The 26,503-nt window shown below is 70.6% G+C and carries 20 protein-coding genes; 6 read left to right on the top strand and 14 right to left on the bottom strand.

Annotated elements, in window-relative coordinates; translation table 11 throughout:
• Positions 1-62: 62 nt before the first annotated feature.
• Positions 63-1,685, bottom strand: a complete 1,623-nt coding sequence (locus tag ACFQ53_RS02595; RefSeq protein WP_377854916.1) for an amidohydrolase — start codon at positions 1,683-1,685, stop codon at positions 63-65.
• Positions 1,686-1,920: 235 nt separating this feature from the next.
• Here ACFQ53_RS02595 and ACFQ53_RS02590 point away from each other — a divergent pair, with 235 nt between their 5' ends.
• A complete protein-coding gene (locus ACFQ53_RS02590) occupies positions 1,921-2,778 on the top strand; it encodes a hypothetical protein (protein ID WP_377854914.1) in 858 nt (285 codons plus the stop codon).
• Positions 2,779-2,827: 49 nt separating this feature from the next.
• Here ACFQ53_RS02590 and ACFQ53_RS02585 read toward each other — a convergent pair whose 3' ends face one another.
• The 3 genes from ACFQ53_RS02585 to ACFQ53_RS02575 all read right to left on the bottom strand — a co-directional run bounded on the left by ACFQ53_RS02585 (position 2,828) and on the right by ACFQ53_RS02575 (position 5,769).
• Complete coding sequence (locus tag ACFQ53_RS02585; protein ID WP_152352305.1) at positions 2,828-3,259, bottom strand: VOC family protein; 432 nt, start codon at positions 3,257-3,259, stop codon at positions 2,828-2,830.
• Positions 3,260-3,385: 126 nt separating this feature from the next.
• Positions 3,386-4,477: a patatin-like phospholipase family protein gene (locus ACFQ53_RS02580; protein WP_377854911.1), complete on the bottom strand. Its 1,092-nt coding sequence runs from the start codon at positions 4,475-4,477 to the stop codon at positions 3,386-3,388.
• Positions 4,477-5,769 (bottom strand): AI-2E family transporter, encoded by a 1,293-nt coding sequence (locus tag ACFQ53_RS02575; RefSeq protein WP_377854908.1) that lies wholly within the window; start codon positions 5,767-5,769, stop codon positions 4,477-4,479. Before ACFQ53_RS02575 ends, ACFQ53_RS02580 begins: the two co-directional genes overlap by 1 nt.
• Positions 5,770-5,968: 199 nt before the next feature.
• On the opposite strand from ACFQ53_RS02575, the gene ACFQ53_RS02570 reads away from it, so the two are divergent.
• The 3 genes from ACFQ53_RS02570 to ACFQ53_RS02560 all read left to right on the top strand — a co-directional run bounded on the left by ACFQ53_RS02570 (position 5,969) and on the right by ACFQ53_RS02560 (position 9,500).
• Positions 5,969-6,901: a sugar phosphate isomerase/epimerase family protein gene (locus ACFQ53_RS02570; RefSeq protein ID WP_377854906.1), complete on the top strand. Its 933-nt coding sequence runs from the start codon at positions 5,969-5,971 to the stop codon at positions 6,899-6,901.
• 84 nt (positions 6,902-6,985) lie between these two features.
• Positions 6,986-8,269: an MFS transporter gene (locus ACFQ53_RS02565; protein WP_377855081.1), complete on the top strand. Its 1,284-nt coding sequence runs from the start codon at positions 6,986-6,988 to the stop codon at positions 8,267-8,269.
• 79 nt (positions 8,270-8,348) lie between these two features.
• Entirely contained in the window at positions 8,349-9,500 is a 1,152-nt protein-coding gene (locus tag ACFQ53_RS02560) for an ROK family protein (RefSeq protein ID WP_377854903.1), read from the top strand.
• Between the two features lie 18 nt (positions 9,501-9,518).
• On the opposite strand, the gene ACFQ53_RS02555 is transcribed toward ACFQ53_RS02560, so the two are convergent.
• From ACFQ53_RS02555 to ACFQ53_RS02540, 4 genes are all read right to left on the bottom strand, one after another.
• A complete protein-coding gene (locus ACFQ53_RS02555) occupies positions 9,519-9,704 on the bottom strand; it encodes a hypothetical protein (RefSeq protein WP_377854901.1) in 186 nt (61 codons plus the stop codon).
• A 111-nt stretch (positions 9,705-9,815) separates the two neighbouring features.
• The gene (locus ACFQ53_RS02550) at positions 9,816-11,762 is read right to left on the bottom strand and encodes a hypothetical protein (RefSeq protein ID WP_377854898.1); all 1,947 of its coding nucleotides are present in this window, start codon (positions 11,760-11,762) and stop codon (positions 9,816-9,818) included.
• 312 nt (positions 11,763-12,074) lie between these two features.
• Positions 12,075-12,782 (bottom strand): SDR family NAD(P)-dependent oxidoreductase, encoded by a 708-nt coding sequence (locus tag ACFQ53_RS02545; protein WP_377854895.1) that lies wholly within the window; start codon positions 12,780-12,782, stop codon positions 12,075-12,077.
• On the bottom strand, positions 12,775-13,461 hold the full coding sequence (locus ACFQ53_RS02540; RefSeq protein WP_377854893.1) for a 2-C-methyl-D-erythritol 4-phosphate cytidylyltransferase: 687 nt from the start codon (positions 13,459-13,461) through the stop codon (positions 12,775-12,777). The genes ACFQ53_RS02545 and ACFQ53_RS02540 overlap by 8 nt, the downstream gene beginning before the upstream one ends.
• Before the next feature lie 485 nt (positions 13,462-13,946).
• Here ACFQ53_RS02540 and ACFQ53_RS02535 point away from each other — a divergent pair, with 485 nt between their 5' ends.
• Positions 13,947-14,624, top strand: coding sequence for a hypothetical protein (locus ACFQ53_RS02535; RefSeq protein ID WP_377854890.1), 678 nt, complete (start codon positions 13,947-13,949; stop codon positions 14,622-14,624).
• On the opposite strand, the gene ACFQ53_RS02530 is transcribed toward ACFQ53_RS02535, so the two are convergent.
• The gene (locus ACFQ53_RS02530; protein ID WP_377854888.1) at positions 14,558-16,084 is read right to left on the bottom strand and encodes a glycosyltransferase; all 1,527 of its coding nucleotides are present in this window, start codon (positions 16,082-16,084) and stop codon (positions 14,558-14,560) included. The two genes, ACFQ53_RS02535 and ACFQ53_RS02530, sit on opposite strands and share 67 nt — an antisense overlap.
• 901 nt (positions 16,085-16,985) lie before the next feature.
• On the opposite strand from ACFQ53_RS02530, the gene ACFQ53_RS02525 reads away from it, so the two are divergent.
• A complete protein-coding gene (locus tag ACFQ53_RS02525) occupies positions 16,986-18,986 on the top strand; it encodes a glycosyltransferase family 2 protein (RefSeq protein ID WP_377854885.1) in 2,001 nt (666 codons plus the stop codon).
• 27 nt (positions 18,987-19,013) lie between these two features.
• Here ACFQ53_RS02525 and ACFQ53_RS02520 read toward each other — a convergent pair whose 3' ends face one another.
• The 5 genes from ACFQ53_RS02520 to ACFQ53_RS02500 all read right to left on the bottom strand — a co-directional run bounded on the left by ACFQ53_RS02520 (position 19,014) and on the right by ACFQ53_RS02500 (position 26,427).
• Positions 19,014-20,915 carry a CDP-glycerol glycerophosphotransferase family protein gene (locus tag ACFQ53_RS02520; protein WP_377854882.1) on the bottom strand — a complete coding sequence of 634 codons (1,902 nt, stop codon included), beginning with the start codon at positions 20,913-20,915 and terminating at the stop codon, positions 19,014-19,016.
• 41 nt (positions 20,916-20,956) lie between these two features.
• Positions 20,957-21,721, bottom strand: a complete 765-nt coding sequence (locus tag ACFQ53_RS02515) for an ABC transporter ATP-binding protein (protein WP_377855079.1) — start codon at positions 21,719-21,721, stop codon at positions 20,957-20,959.
• 413 nt (positions 21,722-22,134) lie between these two features.
• Complete coding sequence (locus ACFQ53_RS02510; RefSeq protein WP_377854879.1) at positions 22,135-22,971, bottom strand: ABC transporter permease; 837 nt, start codon at positions 22,969-22,971, stop codon at positions 22,135-22,137.
• Positions 22,972-23,257: 286 nt separating this feature from the next.
• On the bottom strand, positions 23,258-24,559 hold the full coding sequence (locus ACFQ53_RS02505) for a CDP-glycerol glycerophosphotransferase family protein (RefSeq protein WP_377854876.1): 1,302 nt from the start codon (positions 24,557-24,559) through the stop codon (positions 23,258-23,260).
• A complete protein-coding gene (locus tag ACFQ53_RS02500; protein WP_377854873.1) occupies positions 24,559-26,427 on the bottom strand; it encodes a glycosyltransferase family 2 protein in 1,869 nt (622 codons plus the stop codon). Before ACFQ53_RS02500 ends, ACFQ53_RS02505 begins: the two co-directional genes overlap by 1 nt.
• Positions 26,428-26,503: the final 76 nt, after the last annotated feature.

Genomic DNA, 26,503 nt, shown 5'->3' with positions numbered 1-26,503 from the left:
GCCCGCCCTGCGCCCGCCGCCCTGTGCCCGGCGCCCGGCGCCCAGCGCCCGGCGCCCGGCGCTCACGCCGAGTACACGACCTCGCCGTCCTTGACAGTGGTGAGCACCTCGATGTCCCGCAGATCCTGCGGCGCGGTCGCGAGGGGGGCGGCCGAGAGGATCACGAGGTCGGCCCGCATCCCTTCGCGGATCCGGCCCTTCGTCTCCTCCTCGCCGTACTGGTAGGCGGCGTCGGCCGTGACCGCGCGCAGCGCCTCCCACGTCGAGATGCGCTCCTCGGGGCCGACGGGCGTGCCCTCGCGGCTGATCCGGTTCACGGCCGCCCACACGCTCAGCAGCATGTCCGGGGGCGTGACGGGGGAGTCCTGGTGCAGGGTCACGCGCACGCCGCGGTCCAGCGCCGAGCGGGCGGGGGAGACGCGGCGCCCGCGGCGGAGGCCGAAGTTGCGCAGGTGCGCATCTCCCCAGAAGTACGTGTGCACGCTGAAGATCGAGGCGATCATGCCCAGGCGCGCCATCTGCTCGAGCTGGTCGTCGCGCACGGTCTGGGCGTGGATCATCACCGGGCGCTCGGCCAGCAGCGCGGGGTTCTCCGCGCTCACCTGCGACACCGTGTCGATCCACTGCTGGGCAGCGGCGTCCCCGTTGCAGTGGGCGATGAGCTGGACGCCGTCGGCCGCGAGCTCGCGGGTCCAGGCGAGCACCTGCTCGTCGGAGTGGGCGGCGTAGGCGCAGCCGGGGTCCTCGTCGCCGGGGACAGGCTCGTAGGGCTCGCTCATCCAGGCCGAGCGCGCCTGCGGGGAGCCGTCGAGGATCAGCTTGTACCCGCCCAGGCGCAGACGACCCGTGTAATCGCCGGCGAACTCGGCGAACTGCTCGCGGGCCGGAGCGCCCCAGGCCGCTACCGGGTAGACCACGAGGTCCAGCGGCAGCCGGCCCGCGCGGGCCGCGGCGGCGAGGTCCGCCACCGCCTCGGGGGAGGCAGCGCCCTCCTGTGCGGTCGTGATCCCATGGCGCAGGTAGTCCTCGGTGGCCAGGCACAGTGCGTCCGCGGCGTCGCCGCCGCCGAAGATGCCGCCCGCGCCGCCCTCCGGGTCGATCGCCGTGAACAGGGCGCCGAGCGCAGAATGCTCCTCGGCGAAACCGTCGGGCGTGCCGTCGGGCCGACGACCGAAGCGCCCGCCCTCGGGATCGGGGGTCTCGGCGGTGATCCCTGCGGCCTCGACGAGGACGGAGTTCGCCGCGCCCACGTGCATGCTGCGATGCATGGCGAGGACGGGGATCTCGGTGGAGACCCGGTCGAGGTCGTCGCGCGTGGGGTGGCGCCCCTCGGCCAGCTGCGTCGGGTCGTACTTCGCGCCGACCAGCGGTGAATCGTCGCCCGCCTCGCGCGCGGCGAGGCGCTCGCGGAGTGCCGCGACCACCTCGTCGATGCTGCGGGCGTCCTCGAGGTCGACCAGTGCGGCGAGCCGGCCGTGGCCCAGCAGGTGGCCGTGGGAGTCGACGAAGGACGGCATCAGGGTGCGGCCTGCGAGGTCCACTTCGGCGGGTTCGTCTGCACGCTCGCGGAGGTCGGCGAGAGTGCCGACGCCGGTGATCAGGCCGTCCTCGACGAGGACCGCCTCGGGGGCGTCGTCGCGGTCGACCATGGTGAGGATGCGGCCGGAATGGTAGAGCGTCTGCACGCTGCGGCTCCTTCGATGCGGGGGTGAGGCGTCGGCGCGCCGCGCGCGTCGGCCGAGCCACCGTATCCCGCAGCCCTGCGTGTGCGCGCCTTCGTCACCCGCAGACGTCCCGTGGGAGCGCGCCGTTCCACGGCGTCCGCTTCACAGAGGCGGCAGCCCGCCCGGCCCCGGGGGGTGCGACCGCCCACCCGAGGGCGCCTGTTCACCAGACGGGGCCGCAAGCCAGGAGCCCTCCGTGAGACACCGATCCACGACGGCCGGCTCGAGCTCGGTGGTGGTGACATCGACGGTCGCGTCGAGGACCCCGTCGTCGATCATCGCCTCCGAACGGCGCACCGGCAGGCGCTGCATGATGATGGAGACATCGGTCTACGGGCGCGAATTCCGCTGGGCGGCTGCCCTGCACCGCGAGGGGGCACTCGGGGACGTGACGTTCTATCGCGGTGTGCACATCCAGAACCTCGACGGATTCCCGAGCTACTGGCAGGGCTTCCCCCCGATGCACTACCTGACGCACGCTCTGTCCCCGGCGCTCGCGCTGCTGGGCACCAGCGTCGAGAGCGTGAGCGCCGAGGGGTCCGTGCACCTCGACGAGGCCACGCGCGCCGCCGGCGGCTTCGACAACCCCTATCCGACAGAGATCGGCGCCTTCCGGCTCAGGAACTGTGACGCCCTCGCCGAGGTGCAGATGTCCTTCTTCCGCACGGCTCGCGAGTACATCGAGGGTTTCTGGCTCTACGGCAGTCGCATGGGTCTGGAATGGCCGACCCACCAGGAAGGACCGATGCTGGTGCATACGATGACCGGACCCGCCCAGGGCGGACGCGGGAACCGGACAGCGGTCGAGGAGATCGATCCACCCGATCAACGGGGCTCCCTGAGCGCGGAGCTTCGCCAGTTCGTCCACGAGACCGTGGTCCAGCTTCCCGGCATGGGCGAACCGGTGAGGATCGGCGCCGGGCACGGAGGGTCGAACCCGTACCTGGTCGACGAGTTCCTCGCCGCGATCACGGAGGACCGACGGTCTCGGATCGACAGCGTGCGCGCCGCCGAATGGACCTGCCGGGCATCTGCGCGCACGAGTCGGCGATGAGCGAGGGGGTGCGCATCACGGTGCCTGCTCTCGGCTGAGGGGGAACGGGTCAGCCGAGTGGCGCGGACAGCTCCACGTTGATGTCATCGGGGTCCTGGAAGGACAGGATGGCGAGCCCCGCGTCGGCCAGGTCGGTCACGTCGCCGTGCGTGATCCCGGCCTCGGAGAGCGCGCGCGCAGCGCGCTCCAATTCCTCACGGGATTCCACGGCGAAGCTCAGGTGGTCCAGGCCAGTCACATCGGGGTCGAATGCGTTCTCCCCGACCGGCCGCAACCCGAACAGCGTGCCCTGCGGGGTCTGGTAGACCACTCCGCCGTAATACTGCTGCTGAGATCGCCGCACGTTCGCGTCGCCCGCCTGCGCCGAGGCGTCGATGGCAACCGGCCAACCGAACACGCGATCGTAGAAGGCCTTCGATCGGCCGATGTCGGTGACCGTCAATCGGACGTGTGCGAGACCGCTGCTGGAGATCATGGCCATGGCCTCAGCGTAGTCCGTGCGATCGCTGGAGGTGGAGAGCGAGGACTCCATGGGGCTGACGGGCCCACGCCGGACCGAACAGGCCGAGCGCGGCCGTGGCGTTCGGTCCTCGCCCCGCGGGTGCTCTCAGCCCGCCGCGCCCGCGCGGTACGTCCGGACATAGCGCGCGAAGTCCCAGCCCTCGCGGGTCGCCGTCCCGTCGAGGAAGTCGATCGCGGCCTGCCTGCCCGTGCGGTAGAGCTTCTCGCGGTCCTCGTCCGTGAGGTCGAACTGGGTGGGCTTCACGAAGCTCGTGTCGACGAAGATCGTGCGGGCCTGCACGTGCGGGTCGTCGATGTGCATGCGATCTCGGGCCCCGATGAGGGTGTCCAGCAGGGCGAGCGCGTACGACAGCGCGCCGCGGATGCGATTCACCGGGGCCGGGTCGGCGGGCGGACGGGCCGAGAGCTTGATGCCGAACGTGGGCCAGCGCGGGAGTGCGCCGTCGGCCCGATCGAAGACGCCGACGGGGAAGTTCGAGAGCATCCCGCCGTCCACGAGGTATGCGCGCCGCCCCTGCGAGGTCGCCCATCGCACGGGCCGGAAGAAGAAGGGCATCGCGGTCGAGGCGCGCACGGCCTCGGCGACGGGGAGGTCGGCGGCGGTCATGCCGTACTTGCCGGCGTCGCGGGGCAGCAGCCGGAGCCGCCCCGCGGTGACGTCGGAGGCGGTGACGACCAGGCGGGACGCGGCAGCGTCCTCGGAGGACTCTCTGTCCCCGACGGGCCGGTCGGGCGCCTCGCCCTCGGGGTCCTGGTAGGGGAGATCGGCGAAGGTGAACGGACGGGAGGCATCGGCGGGCCGCGCGTGCTCGGCCAGCTGCTCGGCGAGCCACGTTCCCGCGTACCTCCCGCGATGCACGCCCTTGCGCACGAGGATCGCGACGGCCTTGCCCACCAGCGGACGCGTCCACCAGGGGCCGTCGCAGAACTTCTCGTAGTCGATCTCGCGCAGGAGACCCACCAGATCGGCGGCGGGGACGTCGGCCGCGACCAGCGCCCCGGCGATCGCTCCCGCGGAGGAGCCCGCGACACGGCCGAAGCGATACCCGCGCTCCTCGAGCACTTCGATCGCCCCTGCGAGGGCGATGCCCTTCACGCCGCCGCCCTCGAGGACGAGGTCGGCGCGGGACGACCTGGTGCCGGTTCCCTGGTGGGCGTCCTGTTCCCTCGACGCCATCAGCGAGCGGGTGCGGAGGGGCCGGCGGGCGTCTCGGGTGTGCCCGGGGTGTCGTCGTCCCCGTCGTCCGCGGCGGCGACCTCGTCCCCGCCGGCACTGCGGTGGCCATCGTCGTCGTCGCCCCCGTCATCGGCGTCCCTGGGGACATCCGGCACGCCGAGCATCGCGGGCACGTCGTCGACGGGCGTGCCCGGCTGCCAGCGGCGGGCGGCGACGATCATCGAGTTGACCGTGGCGATGAACGGCACGGCGAAGAACGCGCCGGCGATCCCGGCGACCGCGGTGCCCGTGACGACGCCGAGCACGACGCCCAGCGGGTGCACCTTCACGGCGGTGCCGGTGAGCATGGGGTGCAGGACGTGGGATTCGATCTGCTGCACGCCCACCACGATCGCGAGCATGATCAGCGCGTGCACCCAGCCGTTGAAGACGAGCGCGAGGCCCACGGCGACGGCGCCGCCCACGATCGCGCCGACCACCGGCACGAAGGCGCCGAAGAAGACGACGACGGCGATCGGGATCGCGAGCGGGACGCCCAGGATCGCGGCGCCGATGCCGATGAACACGGCGTCGGTCGCGGCGACGACGAGTTGGATGCGGATGAAGCTGGTCAGGGTGTGCCAGCCGGCGGCGCCCGCCGCGAGGATCCGCGGCTGCGCAGCGCGCGGGAACAGGCGCGAGGTCCAGATCCAGATGTGCTTGCCGTCGATGAGGGCGAACAGCGTCACGAAGATGACGATGAACAGGCCCTCGAGCACGTGGGCGACGCTCGAGCCGGCCTCGGCGGCGCCCGCGCCGATCTCCGAGGCGTGCTTCTGCAGCCACTCGGTGGCCTTGGTGACGTAGCCGTCGACGTCGGACTCGGTGATCCCGAAGGGATGGGTCGCCAGCAGGGACTCGGCCTGGCCCAGCGCGTCGATGGCCTGCTTCTGGATCGATGGCAGCTGGCTGCGGATCTGGCTGGTCACCAGGATCACGAGCCCCACGATCACGGCGAACACCACCACCCAGGCGGTGATGATCGCGACCCACTTGGGCCAGTGGTGGCGCTGCAGGAACGCGGAGACCGGCACCAGGAGCGCCGAGAGCAGCAGGCCCACCATGAAGGGGATCACGATCTCGGAGAGCCACACGGCTCCGAGTGCGACCGCGACGACGCCCAGCCCGATGATCAGCACGCGCCAGGTGTAGCCGGCGCCGATCTTGAGCCCCTCGGGGATCGGGTCGGGGTGCGGCAGCGGCGTGGAGGGACGCGCCGAGGCACCCGTGGATGCGGTGTCCGGATCTGTCATGAGTACGGCATATCCCGCCTGCAGTCCGGATTCACTTCCCCGGCGCGTTCTGTGGTCGGGGTCACGCGGTCTCGGGGCTCGCAAGCGCGCCTCATGCATCAATCAATCCTGACAGAAGTAATATCAATCTTGACGTGACTAATGTCGGTGTCGTAGAACTGTGCCCAGGACGAAGCAGTCACCGAGCACAGGAGCCCCCATGACCCGCTATGGCGTCGACCTCATCACCTTCTACGACCCGACGTTCTGGGGGGTCGAGACGTTCGAGGACGTGATGGAGATCCGCCGGCGGGACCCCCGGCGGATCTGGGAGAGCATCTTCGAGGGGCTCTCGGCCGCGGGCATCGAGCTGATGGAGACCACCTTCGGCCCCACCCACCGCGAGAGCGCGCTGGAGGCCTTCGGCAGCGCGGAGAGGCTGCGCGAGGCCGCCGAGGCCCACGGGCTCGGATTCACCAGCGTCTTCCATCTGGGCCTGGACTGGGTCGGGGGAGGCCGGAGCGTCGAGCAGATCGTCCAGGACGCCGTGGTCGACGCACGCTTCGCCCAGGAGGCGGGCGCCGACACCCTCGTCGTCGGCCCTCCGATGCGCAGCAGCTGGGACGACCCGGCCCGTCGCTTCGTGGATCTCGACTTCGTCCGGGACTTCGCCGACGTCGCGCACCGCGTGGGAGCGGCGACGCTCGAGCTCGGCGTGCGCACGGCGATCCACACCGAGGCGCACTCCGTGTTCAGCACCCCGCGCGACGTGGACGCGATCCTGGGCGCCCTCGATCCGTACTACGTGTTCTTCTGCCCCGACACCGCTCACCTCACCCTCGCCGGCGGCGACCCGGTGCAGGTCGTCGGGCGCCACGCGGAGCGCGTCGCCATCGCGCACTGGAAGGACGCGACCGGGCCGATGACCCCGTACCTCCCCATCGACGGCGACGTCCACCTCGCCCACCGCGAGTACATGACCCCGCTCGGCACGGGAGCCGTGGACTGGGAGGGCTTCGCCGACGTCTACGCGAAGTCCCTGTCACCCGAGGTGCGCCTGCTCGAGCTCGACGCCGTGCCGGACCCCGTGGCGGCCATGATCCAGGGCCGCGAGTTCATCGACGCCCGCGTCCCGGGCCCCGTCGCCGTCTGACCCCGAGCATCCCGGCCGCGTTGCGCGGCCCCCTCCGGCGGGAGAACCCGCCCCCTGCACCTCGAAGGAGAGGTCGTGCACACGATGGAACCCACCGGATCGCTCTCGGCGGGGGCGCCGCCCGTCATCGGCGCGCCCGCCCCGCTGGCGCCCGTGAGACGCAGCTACATGCTCGCCCTGGGGCTCGCCCAGTTCGGTATCACCCTGGCCATCTTCTCGCCGGCCGTGGTGAGCATGCAGGTCAAGGCCCAGGCGCTCTCCCCGGACAATCCGGCGGCGATCATCGGCGCCGTCATGCCGCTGGGCGCGATCGGCGCCCTGCTCGCGAATCCGCTCGCGGGCGCCCTCTCGGACCGGACCCGGACCCGCTGGGGGAGGCGCCGGCCGTGGCTGCTCGCCGGGGCCGTCGGCCTCATGCTCTCGCTGGTCTGGGTCGCCCTCGCGCCCGGCCTCGGCCAGCTGATGATCGCCTGGCTGCTCGCCCAGATCACGGCCAACGCGACCGTGGCCCCGCTGATCGCGAGCTTCGCCGACAACGTCCCGCATCTGCAGCGCGGCCGGGGCTCCAGCGTGATCGCGCTCGCCCAGAACCTCTCGGTGCTCGCGGGCACCTATCTGGCCACCTACTTCGTGGGCAACCTCCCCGTGCTGTTCGTGGTGCCCGGGTTCCTCGCGATCGCGCTGGTGATCGTCTACGCGCTCGTCGCACGCGATGAACTGCCCGCGGAGCGCGCGCCGCGCATGTCGGTCGGCAGGTTCCTCGGGACGTTCTGGACCAACCCGCTGCGCCACCCCGACTTCGGCCTCGCCTGGTGGTCGCGGCTGCTGATCACGCTCGCGATGTTCATGTTCACCACCTACCGCCTGCTGTACATGCAGGACCGGATGGACCTGGGCCTCGTCGAGGCCACCGCGACCGTCGCCTTCGGCGTGCTGCTGTACACGATCGCGCTGCTCGCCGCGGCGGCGGTCTCCGGCTGGCTCTCGGACCGGCTGCGGCGCCGCAAGGTCTTCGTGGCGGGCTCGACGCTGCTGTTCGGCATCGGCACCCTGGTCCTCGCCCACGCCGGGACGATCGAGCAGTTCTACGTCGCGGAGCTGATCATGGGGCTCGCCTACGGCGTGTACTCGGCCGTCGACACCGCGCTCGTGGTCGACGTGCTCCCGGATCCCGAGCGGGCCGGCAAGGACCTGGGGGTCGTGAACATCGCGAACATGATCCCCCAGTCCCTCGCTCCTGCCCTCGGGCTCTGGCTCCTGCAGGTGGGGAGCCCGGGAGCGCAGAACTACACGCTCATGCTGTGGGTCGCCGCGATCGTCGCGGTGATCGGCGCGCTCGTGGTGCTGCCCATCCGTCGGGTGCGCTGAGCCCTCCGGGACCACGTCGCGGACCGACCGAGTTCCGTCGAGATTGCCAGAAGTGAGGGCCGACGGATACCGTCCACGGATGCCCACCAGCAGCCTGCGCCCCGAGCATCGGGCCGTCCTCCGTGAACTGTTCTCCGCACCGGTGCGGTCGAAGGCGGAGCTCGCCGCGGCCACGGGCTGGGCTCGCAACACCATCGCCCAGCGGCTCGACGAGCTCGTGGAGGCGGGGTGGGTCCGGGAGGAGCCCGCGGAGCGGGGCGGGCTGGGGCGTCCCAGCGCCCGGTTCTCGCTGCGCGTCGACCAGCGCCTGGTCCATGTCGCCCACTTCGGGCGGGATCAGCTCGACGCGTCCCTGGTGACCCTCCACGGGGACGTGATCGCGTCGCGACGCGTGCCCGTCGACCTCTCGCAGGGTCCGGAGGCGGCCGCGCGCACGGCCGACGAGACCCTCGCGGACCTGCGCACCAGCGTCTCGGCGGCCGCGGAGGACATCGCGCTGTGCGTGATCGGCATGGCGAGCCCGGTGGACCAGCGCCGACGGGCGATCAACCCCGTCTCCGAGCCGGGCTGGTTCGCCCTGGACATCGTGGACACCTTCGGCGAGGCGCTCGGACTGCCCGTGCTCGCGGAGAACGACGCCAACCTGATGGCGATGGGAACGGCCGCGCGCGGCGGTCGCGACGACCCCGCGGAGGCGGTGATCTTCGTGAAGGTCGCCCAGGGGATCGGGGCCGGCACGGTGATCGACGGGCGACTGCGCCGTGGGATGCGCGGGCTCGCCGGGGAGCTCGGCCACGTGCCCGTGCCGCGCGCAGCGGGCATCCCGTGCACGTGCGGGAACGAGGGGTGCCTGGGAACGATCGCCGCCCTCGGGCCGATCGTCGAGGGGCTGCGCGAGGCCGGGGTGGAGATCCCCGAGCACGAGCGCTTCTGGGAGCTCGCCGCCGCGGCGGATCCTGCCGTGGTGAGCGCGATCCGGCAGGCCGGCAGGGACATCGGCCAGGCGCTCGTGGGTGTCGCCACGGCGATCGCGCCCGAGAGGATCGTGCTCGGTGGGCGGCTCGCCACGGTCGGTCAGCATCTGACGGCGGGGGTGCGCGAGGCGCTGTTCGCGCGCGTCCTCCCCGACATGACCGTCGGGCTCACCGTGAACTCATGCCCTGACCACGACCTGGCGGCGGCGAGGGGAGCAGCGATGCTGGCACAGGACTGGGTGCTGGCCGGCGACTGATCGGGTCGCGGTGCGCGCTCAGCGGCGCGACTGGTCCTCCGGCGGGCTGACGGGCGAGGCGGCGGCGCGCTCGCGCTCACGGCGGCTCTCCTCCTCGTCGTGACGGCGGAAGCGCCGTCCGATGACGACGCCGACCACGACGAGCAGGATCAGCACCAGCGCGGAGATCCCGTAGAAGGCGAAGAGGGGCTCGAGCGGCATCATTCCCACGAGTCTAATCCTCGGCGCCCGGGACCGACGACGGAGGGCGGACGACGGAGGGCGGGGGAGGCCTCGGATGAGACCGCCCCCGCCCTCCGTCGTGCGGAGCTGGGGTCACAGACCCCGCTCGGTGTCCTCGATCCCGTCGTCGAGCTCGCCCTCGCGCGGACGACGCGCCCTGCGCACATGGCTCTCGGACACGCTGAACGGGTCCGAGTCGTCGACGGGGCGCGACGTGCGCCCCTCCGCGTCGGTGTCGGTGTCGGTGTCGGTGTCGGCGTCGGTCTCAGGCCGCGGCGTGCGTCCGTCGGCCTCGCCGACGGGGCGAGGCGCCCGGTCGTCGGCCTCGTCCACGGGCCGCGGTGCCCGGCCGTCGTACGCCCTCGGGCTCTCCACGGGGGTCGCCGCGCCGCGCGGATCCTCGTACGCCTCACCCGACCGGGGTGCGGTATCGCCCGCGGTGGGCGCGGCGTTCGTCCGATCGGTGCCCGGGCCGCTCGCGGTCGCCCTGGCGTCGATCTCGTCCTCGCTCAGCACGTGGCCGTCGGCGACTCCGGGCTGTCGGCCGGCGTCGCGTGACGTGCCGGTCGCCGGAGCAGCCGCACCGTCCTGCACCGGCTGCGCCCGACGTGCTGCTCCATCGTCCGCGATGAGCGAGCCCTCGCGCGACGCGCCGCCGTCCACCGGTCGAGCATCTTGGTGGCGGCCCTCGGTCTGCTCACCGGGCAGCGGTTCGCGATGCGTCCCGGCGGGAGCATCCTCTCGGTGTGCGGCGTCATCGACCCCGCGGGCATGCGGTCTGGCCTCGGCGCGGTCTTCGCCGGCCTGCACGCGACCGGCTCCCGTGTTCTGCGGGGCCCCGGAGTCCTGCAGGCTCTGCGGGGTCTGCGCTGCGCGCTGATCCTGCGCGGCCTGGGCATCACGGGAGTGCGCACCGGCGGCGACGCCGGCGCCCGCTGCGGCTCCTGCGCCACCGGCCGCTGCGGCACGGCCGCCCTCGGCTGGTGCGGCATGGCCGCTCTCGACGGGCGCGGCATGGCCGTCCTCGGCGGGTGCGCGATGAGCACCGCGCGTGTCGTCCTCGTGACGGCCCTGCGGCCGATGCCCGTCGGCGGACTCGGCGGTCTCCGGCGCCTCCTCGGGGATCCGCTGATCGCGAGGGGCCGCGCCCGGCTGGGCCGTGCTCGGCTGGGCCGCGCTCGCCTCCCGCGGTGCGGGCTGCGTCGACCTCTCGCTGCGCGCATCCGGCTGGGCCGCGTGCTCCGCGTGCGCTCCGGGCTGCGGTGCGTTCTCCGAGTGCGCGTCCGGACGGTACGCGTGCTCGTCGCGGGTGCCGGCCGGATTCACGGTCGCCTCACGAGGAGCGGCGTCGACCGTGCGCGCGTCGCGCGGACGATCCTCGACCCGTTCCTGCGGGACCGCATCCTGCCGCGCCGTGGCTCCGTCGGCCCCGGCACTCTGGTCCGTGCGGTCCGTGCGGTCCGTGCGGTCCGTGCGGTCCGTGTGGTCCGTGCGGTCGACGTGCTCCTCGTGCGAGGCGGCAGCTCCTGCACCGGCAGCTCCTGCGCCTGCCACACCGGCTCCGGCGGCGACACCGGCACCGTGCCCGGGAGCTCCGCGTTCGCGGGCCCGCGGCTCGGTGTCGCCGGCGTCCCGATTGGTCCTCTCGTCGAGGGGCGCGTCGGAGCGCTGTCGGCCGCCCGATGCCTTGGCGTCGACATCGGGGTCGAGCTCATCGGCCTGGCGGAGCCGGTCGTCCACGTCGGCGCGCGCCCTGTCGGCATCCTGACGCTGCTCCTGCGCGGTCTGGTCGCGGCGCTCGGCCTCGACCTTGGCCTTGTCGGCATCGAGCTCCGTCTCGCGCGCCTGGATCTCGCGCTCCTTGACCTCGACCTGGTCCTTCTGCGCCTCCGTCCGGAGTTCGGCAGCCCGCTGGCGGTCGAACTCCTCCTGGCGGGCGCGCCGACGCCGGGAGCTGACGACCCCCACGATGATCAGGATCGCGAGGACCACGATGACGAGGATGATGACCGGGATGACCCAGCCGGGCAGGTTACCCATGTGCTTCTCCTTCGATCTGACCCGTTCTTCCGGGCCGGGAGGACGTGCGCGGCAGTCACTGCCGTGCTGTGCATTCCACCAGATATATGTGGTGGGCGCCACATCGGCTGCCGAATCGGGTCCAGTCGGCCCGCGCTTCCGGGACTCCGCCGTCAGGGAGATCCGCCCTGTCGCCGTGCCGTGACCGCTTCGTCGAGGCGACCCCGGAAGCAGAAGGACCCCACGAGCCGAAGCTCGTGGGGTCCTTCTCTCAGCACTGGCCTGACAGGATCCGTCCTGCGGACGGCCACGCGCCGGGTTGACGCGGAGTCGTCACTGCCGCACGACGATGTTCTCCGAGTCGATGAAGCGGCCGACGGGCGAGGCGAGGGTCTCGATGACCCGCGCGACGTGCTCGGGCTGCATGATCGTGGACGGGTCCTCCTCCGGCGCCAGGGTGCGGCGCAGGGCGGTCGCGGTGCGGCCGGGGGAGAGGCAGACCACGCGGGTGCCGTAGATCGCGAGCTCCTCGCGCATCACCTGGCTCATGTTGATCACGGCCGCCTTGGAGGCCGAGTACGTGAGCCAGCCCGAGCGCCCGTTGATGCCGGCGGTCGAGGCGATGTTGACGATCAGCTTGAACACGTTGCCGTGGTTCAGCAGCCACTTCACGATGAGGAACGGCGCGTAGACGTTCACGCTCATCGTCTTCTCGAAGTCCTCGATCTCCGCCTGCTGCAGCGGGACCGGGTTCGTGTAGCCCGCGTTGTTGACGAGGATGTCGATGTTGCCGACCTCGCCGTGCACGGACTCGAGGGCCTCGTGCAGCGAGTCGCGGTCGCCCACGTCCACGTAGCGGGTGATGATCTTGCGGCCGACGGGGCTCGAGGAGCGCAGCTCCTCGACGGCGGCGTCGAAGTCGTCGGACTTGCGGGCGAACATCACCACGGTGGTGATGTCCTCGCTGTTGTGCAGGAAGCGGCGGGTGGTCTCGAGACCGATCCCGCGCGAAGCACCGGTGACGAGAGCAGTCTTAGTCATCGTCTTCCTCCTCCGGGCGCAGGAGGAAGCCCGCCATGCGCAGATCAGTGGGCGTGGTGACCTTGAAGTTCACGTCGGAGCCGTCGATGAAGTGGACGGGGTGCCCGGTGACCGCGACGAGGGTCGCATCCTCCGTGTAGACCTTGTGGTCCTGCTCGGCCTTGGCGTGGGCGTCCTGCAGATCGGCCTTGGAGAACTTCTGCGGCAGCTGCACGTTGCGCAGCTGGTCGCGCTCCAGTGAGCCCGTGACCTCGTGGGTCTCGGGGTCGACGGGTGCCACGGTGAAGGAGATCGGGGTCATCAGCGAGACATTGCTGTGCTCGGACTCGATGAGGTCCTCGAAGTTCCTCTTCGTCACCAGCGGGCGCGCGGCCTCGTGGATGATCACGTCGTCGTTGGTGCAGTGGGGGAGCATCGCGGCGACGGAGGAGTGGCGGGAGTCGCCGGCCTCGACGAGCGTGACCGGGGTGGAGATCGCGTAGTCCCGGAGGACCTCCTCGACCTCTTCCTTCCACTCCGGCGGGTAGTTCAGGACGATCTGGTCGATCTTCTCGACCCGGTTCGCCATGATCAGCGCGTAGACCAGGATCGGGATGCCGCGGAGTTTCAGCAGCTGCTTCGGCTGGTTGGCGCCGATGCGAGCCCCGATCCCTCCGTTCAGCAGGATCAGTGAATACATGGATGGGTTCCTTCGTGCAGTCGGTGTCGCGCTCCGCTCCGCTGCGGGGTTGCCGCTCCGGCGTGGTCACGCGACCGCTACGTCGGTCAGCCGGGAGTTCACCTCCCGGACAGGTGCTCGTAACCATACAAGACTCGAAGCGCGGAGCCTGCTAACCCACGCATGATGTGTGCACGCGCCCTCGGTCCACGTGGACCACGACGGCGGCGTGTGACGTGGGGCGCTTTCCGAGGGGCACGCGGGGCTTCGGAGGAGCGATGATGCGCGACATCGAGATCGCGCAATTCCCGAAGAACAGCGAAATGCCCGGTTTGTGGTGACACTGATCCCCGTGTGATCAGGATCGATGGGCGAGCGTTGCCCGCGTAACAGAGCTCGCGACATCCGCGTCGCGACTATTCCTCCATGAAGCCTGGGCGTTCGCCTGCTTCCACCTGAACGTCATCGGTCGAGGAGAACGAGCCCACGTGGGAAGACTGCGCCGCATGAACGTGGGCAAGAGGCTCACCAACTGGAACTTCTGGTCGCTGCTGGTCAATGCGCTGTGCTTCGCAGCGGTCCTCGTGTCCGTCCTGTTCCCGGGTTCCTGGCTCGTGGCCCCGGCGCTCGTTGCTCCGCTGCTCGTCGTGGTGATCCGTCAGCTGCAGGTGATCTTCCGTCGACGACTCCGTGAGCACGGGGTCGGAGGCGCGGGGCGCTACGTGATCGGGCGGTACATCCTGCTCGCCGGCTCCCTGACCCAGTCCGTGCTGATCGCGGCTCTCTCTCCGTTCTGGGTGATCGCCACGTTCCTCGCGATGGTCGCCCTCGAGGGGGGAGCGTCTGGTCCGCACCCGCTACCTGCGACTGCGGCGCACGGCGGTGAACCTCCCGGGGCCGTGGCCGAAGACGATCGCTATCCGTACTGGCTGGTGTACCCGCTGAACCTCGTGTCGATCGCCCCGATCCTGTGCAGCGCGATCTTGCCGGGATGGGCCGTGATCGTTGCCCTCGTGCTCGCGGCGGGGTCGTTGGGGCATCGGCTGGTGCCCGCCGACTGGTGGCAGGGGTTCTTGGCTCGTGGAGACGACACGGCGCGCGAAGCTCGCCATCTTGATCAGCTCCTCTTGTCGGCGAGCGCAAAAGCGTGTTGCCATCGGGGCCGTATCGCTTCAGGCGAGTAGTCATCCGCCATGCGCTTGGCTCCTCGGCGTCCCCTGCGGGCAGAGCGGTGGGCATGGCTGAGCAGATCGACGAGTCCCCGCGCGAGTGCGTCGATGTCGCCATCGGGGATCAGTAGCCCATCGATCCCGTCCCGGATGAGGTCGGAAGGGCCGTAGTTGATGTCGTACGCGACAGCGGGGGTGTGGGCGGCGAGCGATTCTCCGATGGACAGGCCGAATCCCTCGGATCGCCCGGTCGACACAGTGGCGATGCTGCTGGCCATGAGGTCCGCTCCGTCGTTCACCCACCCGTGGAACGTCACGCTCTTCACGATGCCGAGGTCCTCCGCGAGCTTCTCCAAGCTCCGACGGGCCGCGCCATCACCGCCGATCTCTAGGTGGGCCGTGGGAACTTCTCGCAGCACGGAGACCCAGGCGCGCAGCAGGTCATCGATGCGCTTCTGCTCGGGGTGCAGTCGGCTCACAACACTGACGCGGCCCGGAACCTTCGCGATGCGTCGGGACGAGCGGCGGTCACGGATGACGTTGGGAATCACCACCGGATCGCAGCTCTCGGATCCGAAGGTCGTACGGAAATCCGAGGCTTGGCGTTCCGTGAGCGTGGCCACCACGGGCATCTCCGCCACGCGCTCGAAGGTTTTCACGTAGTCCTCGCGCAGTGGCGAGCCGAGCGTGAAGGGCTCCTGGAAAAGATTGACGTGGCTCAGGAACAGTCTGCTCGAGAGCGATGGATCCGTGTCCAGCAGCTTGCGCATCGCCGTGGGGTGCTGGGCGATGGCGAGAGGGCGCGGCTGGGCGCCCTCGAGGAGCTGTTGGAGCCAGGCGGCGTGCCACGGGATGTTGTGGGCGTAGCGGGTGGTCGCGCCAGTGTGACGGTCATGGCAGAACACCCCGAACTGCCTGCCGGTGGCGGGGTCCAGGTGGCGGGTCACGTAGCAGAAGCCGTCTGGGGTGAAGTACCGCTCCTCAGTGGGTCTGCCGGTGTCGGGGTCCAGGGTGAGTTCGCGCCCGCAAGCGCCGGTGTCCTCGTATTCACGACGTACGGTCGGCTTCCCGTCGCGGTAGAAGACGGTGCGCACAGGCTCGTCTGCAAGCAGTTCACGATGCTTCACGACGCGTCCGCGGTGGTCGAAGTAGTCCAGACGCGTCGACTCACCCCGGGTGGTCTCGCTGACGGAGAGGCCTGTCGCGTCTTCGTCCTCGGAGCGCGACCAGTTCCGGTGCGGATCCCCGGTCATCGGGAGGCGCATCGACCTGTAGATGTTGACCGCGCTGGCACCTTCGGGCAGGTCGATGTCCCCTGACCGGGACGAGAGCTCAGCGTCCCACCTGGGTTCGTAGCGGAACGTCACGATCACAGGTCGAAGACCCATCGACAAGAAGATGCGGCATTGGTCCAATGCTGCGCTCGAGCGTCCGGCATACCCGAGAGCGTGAAGAATGATGAATATGGTTCTCACGAAAAATCGCAATCCATGAACTCGGCGCGTCCCCGCCGCGCGCCGGAATGTAGGGTAACCATAGCGTGAACTGTCCAGAAATCAAGTGACTGGGCTTCCCGTGCGCGGGACGGGAGTGTCTTCGGCGGGTGAGAGGTGCGGTCGATCGGTCGAGCACCGGGGCATCGAGCGCGGCGACAGCGGCGGCCCCAGTGTCTGCGGAGCGTGGCTGCAAATTTTGCCGCGAAAATCCTGGATTGCCCGAGATCCGGATAGGGTGTCGACTGCTGGACGGGCGCATGGGGCGCGCCGATCCGCTGGGGGCTCCGAACATCGTGTGATCGAAGGGGCGCGATTTCGGTGGCTGTGGCCGTGTATGTGCGACGTGACGCGCACGTGAACTGGCTATGGCGTGTTTTTGAAGAGGGGCTGTTCTCGGAACGAAAACCTTCAATCAAAAGTCGATTTCGAAGATCGTCCAGTTCTGGCCGACCCTCGTGAAAGTTTTGGTCCTGATCGCGTTGATCTTTGCGGTCATCTATCCGCACTCGGCGGCGGTCGCGTTCATGCCGCTCGTCCCGTTGATGATCATCGTGCATCGCCAGCGGAAGGTGGTCCCGCGACGCCCTCGGGGCGTCGGCGGCATCACGCGATACGGGCTGGCGCGATTCATGCTCATCGGCAGCCCGAGCGCCAAGGACGCCGTGGACACCGAGGTAGAGGGCGCGGACGGAGACGAAGAGCCCGCCGACGCCCTCGAGGGCGCTGAGGTCATGGCGGAGGAGAGAGCCACCGACCGGCGTGGTGACGCAGTTCTCCGGGATCGTGGGGCGCGCGCGACCGGAACACGCAGGCTCTCGGACTATCGTCCTCGTGTCGGGTGCTCGGGGGAGCGCTCGTCGGAGATCAGAGGGGGTCACCAATGGGAGAGACGGTCGTCTCCGTCATCATGGCTGTCTACAACGCCGGGGAGTACCTGGCGCAGGCCCTGGACTCGACGCAGAGGCAGGGCCTGGCAGGAGACCAGATCGAAGTCATCGCCGTCGACGACGGTTCGACCGACGGATCCAGCGAGCTCCTGGACGGCTACGCCGCTCGCTTCCCGTCCATTCGCGTCCTGCACCAGGCCAACTCGGGCGGGCCAGGAGCACCCCGCAATGCCGGTCTCGACGTCGCCCGCGGCCGCTATGTGTTCTTCCTGGACGCCGATGACGAGCTCACCGACGGAGCACTTCGCGACATGACCGCCGTCGCGGACCGTGAGGGGTCCGATGTCGTCCTCGGTCAGGTGCGGGGCATCGATGGACGCTCGGCGCGCGGTGCGACGTTCGCGAGCACCCGTCTGCACGTGGAACTCCTCGAGGACAACGTGTTCAGGACGCTCGGTCCCTGGAAGCTCTTCCGGCGCGAGCTGATCGAGCAGCACGCGATGCGCTTCCGCACCGACGTCAAGGTCGCCGAGGACCAGCTGCTGGTCGCCCGGGCCTACCTCACGGCGTCCACCATCAGCATCCTCGCCGACCGCGACTATTATCTGCTGCGCCGGCGTGCCGACGGAGGCAACGTCACCCGCACCGTCAGGGGCCCGGCCGAGCTCGTGGACGCCTTCGCCCGTCTCACCGAGGTCGTCCTCGAGGAGACGGAGCCCGGCCGGCTGCGGGACGCCGTCATGTGGCGCGCCGTGACCTGGTCGCTCGGCAAGCCGCTCGATGCCCGCTTCCTCAAGGGAACCGAGGCAGACCAGCGCTACGTCGTCGAGCGTATCCAGCAGGTCCTCGGACCGGTGTGGTCCCCCGCTCTCGCCGTCCACCAGAAGGACATCCTGCGCACCAAGACGGAGATCGCCCTCTCCGGCGACTTGGACACTCTCCGACGGTTCATCGCGTGGGAGATCGAGGCGACCCGTTCCTCTCGACTGCTCCGTCTCGACAGCGAAGGCGTCTCGCTCGACCTTCCTGCGGACCTCGCAGCGCACATCGACACCCAGCGCCTGCACGCCCCCGCACCGAAGGGCCGCGCCGAGCTGCGCGAGTGGTCGGTCCAGGGCGACACCGTCCACGTGCAGGTGGACGTGCTCGTGGGCGACTCCTCCACGCCCGCCCCGGAAGTGGTCCTCTCCGCGCGATGCCGCGAGTCGGGGGATCGCCTCGAATACTCGGTGGACCGGAGTCGAGCCATCACCTCCCCGGAGGGCGCAGGGTCTCGCATCGAGGTCGCCCTGCCCACGCACGATCTCGCCGTCGGCGTCTGGGATCTCTGGATCATCCAGCGGGCGGGGGACAAGGACATCGCCACGCGCCTGGGCGGACGCCGTCAGGAAGGGGTGCCCACCTCCACAGCCGAGCTCGTGGACCCGGAGGGTACTCCGCACGGAGTCGTCTACTTCACCCAGAAGGCTACGAACCTCTCGTTGGACATCGGGTTCCGTCTCCATCCGTCGGCCGGCCCCCTGGGCACCGTCGTCGCGCTCCTCTCCGATCAGGGGGAGGAGTCGGCGATCGCCGTGGTGACGCTGCACCGGCCCGTGCCCGCCCGCGGCGAGATCCGGGACGCCCAGGGGCGCCGTCTGCGCGAGCTCGAAGCCCGGCAGTCCAGTGCCAGCGTGCTGAGCCTCCGGCTCCCGCTGACCCTGGTCGCCCCCGGCGAGACGCTGCACCTGGCGCTGATCAACGACGCCGGGACCGGCGCCGTGGATCTCGCGAGCGACCTGGACACCCGCGCCCTCCATGGCAGGACGCTGCGGGGAGCGATCGGCACGAGGCCCGGGACCGAGGCGGCAGAGCATCCCGCCGCGGGTCGATCGGAGGGGCTCCGAGGGACGGGGACGGGAGACCCGGACCCGCAGGAGGCGCCCGGCGCACGCGGCACCGGGCGCCTCCGCAGGGCCCTGCATCGAGCACGGCGGGGGCCGTCGGACCGCTGATGCGCGGCTGACGGCTCCCGCCCGATATCAGTCCTCGTCCTCGTCGGCGCTGTCGGCGCCGTAGCCGTCCTCGGAGGAGCGGTCGTCGCCGACCTCGCCCTCGTCGGCTGCTCCGTGGCTCGACAGACGGGCCTCCTGCGAGCCCTCGTCGGCATCGCCCGTCGCTGCCTGCAGGGCGAGCACCGGCTTGCGATCGTGCAGCACGACGTTGCGCGCGGCGCTCACGAAGGCGTCGGCGTAGTTCTCCGCCGGGAACGGCCCCAGGTAGTCCACGCGCGTCTGCTTGCGGGCGTCGGCCTTCGGGTCGCTGACCAGCAGTTGGTCGAGCATCTCGTCGAGGTTCGAGAGGTCCTTCGGGATCACGTAGGCCGAGCGTGCGAGCGGGAACATCCGCTCGAACTCCGCGACCGTGTACGACATCGTCACCAGGCCGTAGGGCTTGCCGGAGTACAGGAAGTCCGGGACCACGGAAGAGACGTCGGAGATCATCGCGTCGGCGGCATTGAAGCATCCGAAGGCGTCCAGGTGCTTCTCCGCGGCGCGACCCCACAGGTGCTCGCGGCCGCTGGTCTCGCGGTCCTCGCGCATCAGGCGCTTGATCTCGCTGATGTTCCGGGAGGCCTCGGGGTTGCGGTAGCTGAAGGGGTGGGGACGGAACACGACCGTGATCCCGCGCTCCAGCAGGTTGCGGATGATCTGCGGCCCCACCGGCAGCGAGCCGTAGTTCGTGTCCGCGTAGTGGCCCTCCCAGGTGGGGGCGTACAGCACCGTGCGCACGGGCATGTTCTCCGGGCCCTGCTGCTCGACGGTCTCCACCTGCGGGCGGCCGACGATCGTGAACTTCTCCTTCGGGATCTCCACGCCGTTGTTCTCGTAGCGGTCGATGGCGGCCTGGCCCGCCACGAAGATCTTGTCGTAGAGCGCGGTGACCGGGTTGAAGCTCGAGGCCTTGTCGCTGTCGCCGTGCAGCAGCTGCACGTGGGTGATCTGCGGGTAGCGCACCAGGTGCACGTTCGGCGCCGAGTTGTTGACGTAGAAGGCGGTCGTGATCGACGGGGTGATGACGTCGTCCAGCTGCCAGATGTTCGTGCGCACTACCACGGGGGCGTCGGTCAGGCGCTTGATCTCGCGGAACGCAGAGGTCTTGCGCAGCACCACGATGAAGGGCTCGCCGATCCGCTCGAGGTACTCGATCCACATGCCCACCTGGTAGGCGGAGCCGGCGGGGACGCCGTAATAGAGGACGAACTTCGGGGCGTACGCCTCGACGGCGGCATAGAGGTTGTTATCGGCGTTCACCGAATCCCGCACGCGCCGGAAGGAGTCCAGAGCGTGGTAGCCCGCCACGGCGAGGGCGATCAGCGGCAACGGCAGCAGGGCGCCGGCGGGCACGTGCACGAGCAGCAGCAGCGAGGCGAGCGCGGTGAGCGAGAGGTCGACGACCAGGACGACATTGACCGGGAACGCGGCGCCGCGGTGGTCGGGGATGCCGGGCAGGTTCGCGACGCGCAGCTTGCGGCCGGGTGCCACACGGGTTACCACGGGCTCCGAGAGCGGCACCAGGGCGAGCAGGACGGCGGTGATCCAGCCGACGGGACCCGTCGTGCCAAGCGCCCAGCAGATCCCGAGCGGCAGCAGCCCCAGCAGCAGGCGGATGCCGTGCTCGCCGCCCAGGGCCGTGCGGCCCACGCGCTTGCGCAGCCGCCTGTACCCGCGGCGGATGAGGATGAAGAACGGGTAGACCGCGGGGATGGCCGCGATCGCCGGGTGCACACCGATGGCGAGCAGCACCAGGGGCGCGATCGCGAAGATCGTCTGGGTGAGGCGGCGGCGCAGACCCGCCATCCGCTGCCACGGCATCACCATCTTGTGTGCGACGGCAGAGGGGTTGCTCGCCTCGGTCTGCGGGGCGTGATCGGTCTGGGCCATCGGTGTCGAATTCCTTTGGTCGTGCGGTGCAGCGCGTGCTGCTAACCCTGCTCGTCGTACTGCTTGAGGACGTCCTTGATCGGGCCGTCGGCCCGCAGAGCGCCCTCCCGAAGATAGAGGCCGCGGGTGCAGAACCTCTTCAGATCGCTGTTGGAGTGTGAGACCAGGAACATCGTGCGGCCCTCGGCGAGCATCGAGTCGATCCGGTCGTAGCACTTCTTCTTGAAGACCTTGTCGCCCACTGCGAGGACCTCGTCCACTAGCAGGATGGGCTCCTCGAGCTGCGAGATCACGCTGAATGCGAGACGCACCTTCATGCCCGAGGAGTAGTGGCGGAACGGCGTGTCCATGAAGTCCTTCATCTCTGCGAAGTCGACGATCTCGTCGTACTTCTCGTCGATGAGCTCCTTGGGCATGCCGTGCAGGCCCGCCGCGAGATACACGTTCTCCTTGCCGGTGAGATCCGGAGAGAAGCCGCCGGTGATCTCGATGAGCGGGGCGACGCCCTGGCGCACGGCCACCTCGCCCTCGTCGGGCAGGAGCACGCCCGCGACGAGCTTGAGCAGAGTCGACTTGCCCTGGCCGTTGCGGCCGATGACTCCCACCGCGTCGCCCTGGGCGATGTCGAAGGTGACGTTGCGCAGCGGCCAGAACGCATCCCGGCTGGGACCCGTGTCGCGGCGGAACAGCAGGTCGCGCAGGCCGATGTCCTTGCGCGTGCGTGAGAACTCGACGCCCACGTCACGCAGGGAGATGACGGGGCCCTGCGCGCCGTCGGCGGAAGCCGGGTCCGCGTCGACAGGCACCTCCGGACGGTCCGCGGTCGTCGCGGCGGCGGATGTCTGCTCCGACGAGGATGCCTTGGCCGAAGAGGCCTTCTCCGGCGCGGCCTCCTGGTCGGTGGGCTTCGTCTCCGCGGCCGGGGCCGGGGCGGCCTTCTCCTCCGCATTCGGCGATTCCGCGGAGTCGGCCGAGACCTCGGGCGAGGAGCCCGAACCGAGAGCGCCGGGGGAGGTGTCGGGTGCCTCGTCGGGAGGGATCGGCTGTGCCGCCGCGATGTCGGATGCCGCGCCCGGCTCACTCGCAGCGCCGGCGACGGTGCCGCGGCGGGTGCGTGAAACGGACTCGGGGCGGGACGAGGCCGGGGCGGGGCCGCGTCGGACGTGGCGAGGAGCGGTCGCGAGCCTGCGGGGCTCCTCGCTGCGCTGTGTGCGGGCCATCAGATCTCCTTCAGGACCGTGGACTCGAGGCGCTTGAAGACGAACCAGCCGAGGAAGAGCACTAGCACGGACACGATGGTCGCGCTCAGGATCACGTGCCCGGCGGCCGGCTGATCGAAGAAGCCGGAGCGGAAGCACTCGAGGATGCCGGTCACGGGGTTCAGCCCGTACAGCACCTTCACGAACTCGGGCACCTTCAGTGAGGCGACGTCGTGGTAGCCGTAGATCACCGGGGAGGCGTAGAACATGACGCGCGTGATGAGCCGGATGATCGGCTTCAGGTCGCGCACGAGCACCATGATCGGCGAGAGCAGGAAGCCCAGCCCCACCAGGAGTATCAGCTCGAGCACGAGGCCCAGGGGAATGTACAGCAGCTGCCAGTTGTACTGCGGGTGGTAGAAGATGAGGAACAGCAGGAACACGGGGACCGAGAAGAGGAACTCGCAGCCCTTCGCACCCACGGATCTCAGCACCCAGATCTGGCGTGGAAGCGCGGTCGAGGCCAGCAGGCGTCTCTGCGAGACCAGTGCGTCCGCACCCTGCGTGAGCCCGTTGGTGAACCAGAACCAGGGCAGCAGCCCGGCCAGCAGGAAGATGATGTACGGATCGTTGCCCACGCTGCGGTGGAAGATCACCGTGAAGACGAACCAGTAGATCGAGCTCATCATCAGTGGCTCGAGGACCGTCCACACCCAGCCCAGCATCGAGCCGGCGTAGCGCAGCTTCAGATCGCGGCGGATGAGCACCCAGAGCGTCTTGCGGGTGTCGACGAGCTCTCGGATGATGCCGAGATTGCTGCGTTTGGAGCCTGCTCCGTTGCGGATCGCGACGCTCACGGGCGACTCCCGTCGGGACACTGCCGGGCGGGGCTCGCGGTGATGGGTTCCACGGTCGGTGTCTTCCTCTCATCCTGCTCGGTCGACTGCCGCATCTCATCGCGGAGGGCGACCGGATCCGTGCAGGCGACCCGGCGCCGTCGTGATGACGGACCCGGGCTCACGTCGCCGCGATCGTACTCGGTGACGAGCGAGGAACGCGGTGTCGGCCGACACGGAGTGATCCTCTCCATGCTGCCCGGAGGGACCCGGTCATCGTATCGCCGGGCCGGCGGCGCCGATGTTCTCAGACCGAGCCCCCGGGCGCCGCCCGCCCCCCGTGGTCGGCAGCGGGATCGCCGGCTGCACCGTACTGACCCTCCTCCTGGATCGACGCCCACAGCTGATCGCGCAGCACGGTGAGGTCGGTGCAGGCATCCAGGAAGCGCGTGAGGGAGGCACCCGGGCTGGTGTCGCCCAGGTAGTACTCGGTGAGCTCGCGGCGCTGCTCGCGCTGGGGGTCCTCAGTGATCTGCTCGAGGGCGAGCTCGCCCGCGCGCGGGGCCTGCTCCTCGGTGAGGCGCGGGGCGGTCTGCAGGAGGCGCGTGGTGGCCTCGCGGGGTCCACCCTCGGCGCGTGCGGGCTCGGTGACGATCAGCGGCTTGCCGGTGGCCAGCCAGTCGGTCGCGACGGCGGAGATGTCGCAGATCATGAGGTCGGCGCGGGCGAAGTCCTGCTGGATGCCGTGGCGCTCGGCGACCTCCTGCCCGCGCTCGGCGAGCAGCTCGCGCAGCTGGGCGTCGGCCTCACCGAAGGCGGGCACGCGCACGCCCGTCAGCGGGTGCGGCCGGTAGATGACCTGCAGGCCGGCGGCGACCAGGGAGCGCACGATCATCTCCGACTGGGTGAGCAGCGAGGAGTAGGCGACGCTCGCCTGCCCGCCCTCCCACGTCGGCGCATAGAGCACGGTGCGGGGAGCGCCCTCGGGGCGCGACGAGGCGGGCACGCGGTCCGTGTCCAGGCTGGGCCGGCCGACGGGGATGCAGCGGGTGCGCGCGTCGAACAGGGTCGAGTAGCGCTCGAGGCGGTCGATCGCCGCCTGCCCGGCCACGAAGGAGAAGTCGTAGGCCTTGATCTGGTTGGAGACGGACACGCCCTTGTCGGAGTCGCCGTGCAGCAGCGAGACGTGCAGCGCCGAGCGGCTGCGCAGCGGCGCCGTGTTCAGCGGGTTGTAGTTCACGTAGAGGATGAGCTTGGTGTCGCTGCGCAGGATCAGTGCGTCCAGCGTCGCGTCGCGGGCGACGGTGATGACCGTCATCTCCACCTTCTCGCGCAGCGCCGCGGCGACCCGCGAGTCCATGCACACGATGGTCACGCCCCGTTGGCGGTGCAGCTCGCGCAGCGGCCCGAACCAGTCGTCGAGCTGGTAGAGGCTCTCCAGGGTGTCGGGGAAGTAGAGGATGACGTCGCCCTCGAGGACGGTCTCGCCCAGACGGTCGTCATCGCCCAGGCCGTCGGGCACGCCCCCGGGCAGCAGGCGGAAGCGGCGCAGGAGCTTGCCGCCGGTGCTGCGCAGGCGCCGCTTGAGGGAGTTGCCGCGTGCGGCCATCAGCGGCCTCCTTCCGGGCTCGCGTCAGCGCTCTCGTCCGTGCGCTCCTCGGTGCTCTGATGGTCGGTGCTCTGGTGCTCGGTGTCCGCCCGCTCCAGGATCTCCCGCCAGGCGCCCGCCGTGGTCCAGCGCGGCAGGGCGCGCGCGTACCGGCGGCGCAGCCGACCCCAGCGCAGGGCCAGGCGCACGTGCGTGCGCAGCACCCGCAGGAGCAGGGACCGATCATCGTGCCCCTCGATCGCGAAGGCGTCGATCCTCTCGCCCTGTGCGGAGGTGATGATCACGGCGTCGGCCCCGAGCACGGTGCGCCAGGACACCTCGTCCGCGGGGATCTCGAGCACGCTGCGCGGAGCGCGGACGGGGGAGAGCACGCGCGCGAGCGCCCGCAGGGCCCCGGCGGGCAGGGAGAACGGGGTGGTGCGCGTCGGCTCGAGGCTCTCGGTGCGGGGGCGCTGGCGCTCGCGCCAGGCGTCGACCACCGCCTGGCCGTCGGCCCTCGCGGTGCCCAGATCCCGGCCGAGCCATGCCTCGGGCCCCGCGAGCGCCGCTCGTGCGCCCTCGTCCCACAGGCGCGCGGTGAGGTGCAGGCCGGACAGCACGTGCTTGAGCTGGTGGGCGAGGGAATCGGCGAGCACCCCGCGGCCGGCGCGATGCGCGGCGGCGGTCGCCAGACGGTTGCGGTGCAGGATCCGCGCGCTCCAGCTCATCTGCGTGCGGTACGCGTCCCAGGAGGGATGCGTGACCGAGGCGCCCGGCAGCACCATCGTCGAATAGCCGCTCGCGCTCGCGCGCAGCCCGTACTCCGCGTCGTCCCACTTCAGGAAGAAGGGCGCGGGGAGCCCCAGCGTCCCGACGGCGCCGGGAGGGAGCAGCGTGCCCCACCAGCCCGTGTAGTCCGCGGACGTGCGCGGCAGTAGGGCGTCCCAGTCGGCGGGCGTGGTGCCGGCGAGGTCGAGCGGCCCGTGCATGCCGTCGGCCGGACGCCAGAAGAAGGTCGTGCGCTCGACGTGCTCGGCCTCGGTGAGCAGGGTGGGGGCGCCGACGGGGGAGTCGGCGTTCAGCAGCCCGGTGCCCAGGATCGTCGGTGCCTCGGCGAGGGCCTGGAAGGTCAGCAGTCGGCGCAGGGACTCCTCGGAGATCAGGGCGTCGTCGTCGGAGAGGAAGATGGCCTGGGTCGGGTCCTCGAGCGCGGCGAGCATGCCGCGCGCGTACCCGCCGGAGCCGCCCAGGTTCGGCTGCTCGATCAGCTCGATGCGCGCGGCGGCATCGCGGGCGCTGCTCTCCTGCACGAGCTCGGCGAAGGGGACGTGCCCGGCGAGCGTGCCGCCCTGGTCGATCACGAGGACGCGGGCGACGAACGGCATGGCGGCGAAGGCGTGGGCCTGCGCGGTCGCATCGTTCTCGCGGCGGAAGGTGGGGACGACGGCGCTCACGCGCGGCAGCTCGACCTGCTCGTCGACCCACCAGCGCACGCCGTATCCGGCCCCGACACCCGCGGCCCCGACGCCTGCAGTCGCTGTGGATTCGTTCCCGGCGCTCGCAGCCCTGAGGCCCTCGACCCACAGCCAGGCGGGGGTGGAGGGGTCGGCGAGGTTCACGGTGCGTCCCTCGGCACCGATCTCGCCCAGATCGATCGCGGCGTCCCCGTCGGCCCCGAGCAGATGGGGACGCGGGGAGGCGGGGAGCACGTCGGTCCCGCGGGCCCCGTTGCTCCGGTTGGCCTCGGTCCCGCCGATCCCCGCGCCCTCGACCTCGACATGCACCGGACGCGGCCCGACGGCATGGCGCCACGCCCATGCGGCGAAGGCCTGCTCCCACAGGGGAGCGGCCGCGCTCAGTGTGCGCTGGAGCATCGTCCCGACGTGCACGGGGCCTCCTCGGAACGCGCGGTCATGAACGGGTGGTGGCGGCGGGCTCGATCCCTGGGCTCGCCGCGCGGGTCTG

It is taken from the genome of Brachybacterium sp. NPDC056505, from assembly GCF_042794925.1.
In the GTDB taxonomy this organism is placed as follows: Bacteria; Actinomycetota; Actinomycetes; order Actinomycetales; family Dermabacteraceae; genus Brachybacterium; species Brachybacterium kimchii.
This window is presented reverse-complemented; position numbering and strand designations above follow the sequence as displayed.

Excerpts from the sequence above, each read along its gene's own strand:
- ACFQ53_RS02585 (WP_152352305.1), bottom strand. The coding sequence starts at position 3,259 with ATGGCCATGATCTCCAGCAGCGGTCTCGCACACGTCCGATTGACGGTC.
- ACFQ53_RS02580 (WP_377854911.1), bottom strand. The coding sequence starts at position 4,477 with ATGGCGTCGAGGGAACAGGACGCCCACCAGGGAACCGGCACCAGGTCG.
- ACFQ53_RS02575 (WP_377854908.1), bottom strand. The coding sequence starts at position 5,769 with ATGACAGATCCGGACACCGCATCCACGGGTGCCTCGGCGCGTCCCTCC.
- ACFQ53_RS02570 (WP_377854906.1), top strand. The coding sequence starts at position 5,969 with ATGACCCGCTATGGCGTCGACCTCATCACCTTCTACGACCCGACGTTC.
- ACFQ53_RS02565 (WP_377855081.1), top strand. The coding sequence starts at position 6,986 with ATGGAACCCACCGGATCGCTCTCGGCGGGGGCGCCGCCCGTCATCGGC.
- ACFQ53_RS02560 (WP_377854903.1), top strand. The coding sequence starts at position 8,349 with ATGCCCACCAGCAGCCTGCGCCCCGAGCATCGGGCCGTCCTCCGTGAA.
- ACFQ53_RS02555 (WP_377854901.1), bottom strand. The coding sequence starts at position 9,704 with ATGATGCCGCTCGAGCCCCTCTTCGCCTTCTACGGGATCTCCGCGCTG.
- ACFQ53_RS02550 (WP_377854898.1), bottom strand. The coding sequence starts at position 11,762 with ATGGGTAACCTGCCCGGCTGGGTCATCCCGGTCATCATCCTCGTCATC.
- ACFQ53_RS02545 (WP_377854895.1), bottom strand. The coding sequence starts at position 12,782 with ATGACTAAGACTGCTCTCGTCACCGGTGCTTCGCGCGGGATCGGTCTC.
- ACFQ53_RS02540 (WP_377854893.1), bottom strand. The coding sequence starts at position 13,461 with ATGTATTCACTGATCCTGCTGAACGGAGGGATCGGGGCTCGCATCGGC.
- ACFQ53_RS02535 (WP_377854890.1), top strand. The coding sequence starts at position 13,947 with ATGAACGTGGGCAAGAGGCTCACCAACTGGAACTTCTGGTCGCTGCTG.
- ACFQ53_RS02525 (WP_377854885.1), top strand. The coding sequence starts at position 16,986 with ATGGGAGAGACGGTCGTCTCCGTCATCATGGCTGTCTACAACGCCGGG.
- ACFQ53_RS02520 (WP_377854882.1), bottom strand. The coding sequence starts at position 20,915 with ATGGCCCAGACCGATCACGCCCCGCAGACCGAGGCGAGCAACCCCTCT.
- ACFQ53_RS02505 (WP_377854876.1), bottom strand. The coding sequence starts at position 24,559 with ATGGCCGCACGCGGCAACTCCCTCAAGCGGCGCCTGCGCAGCACCGGC.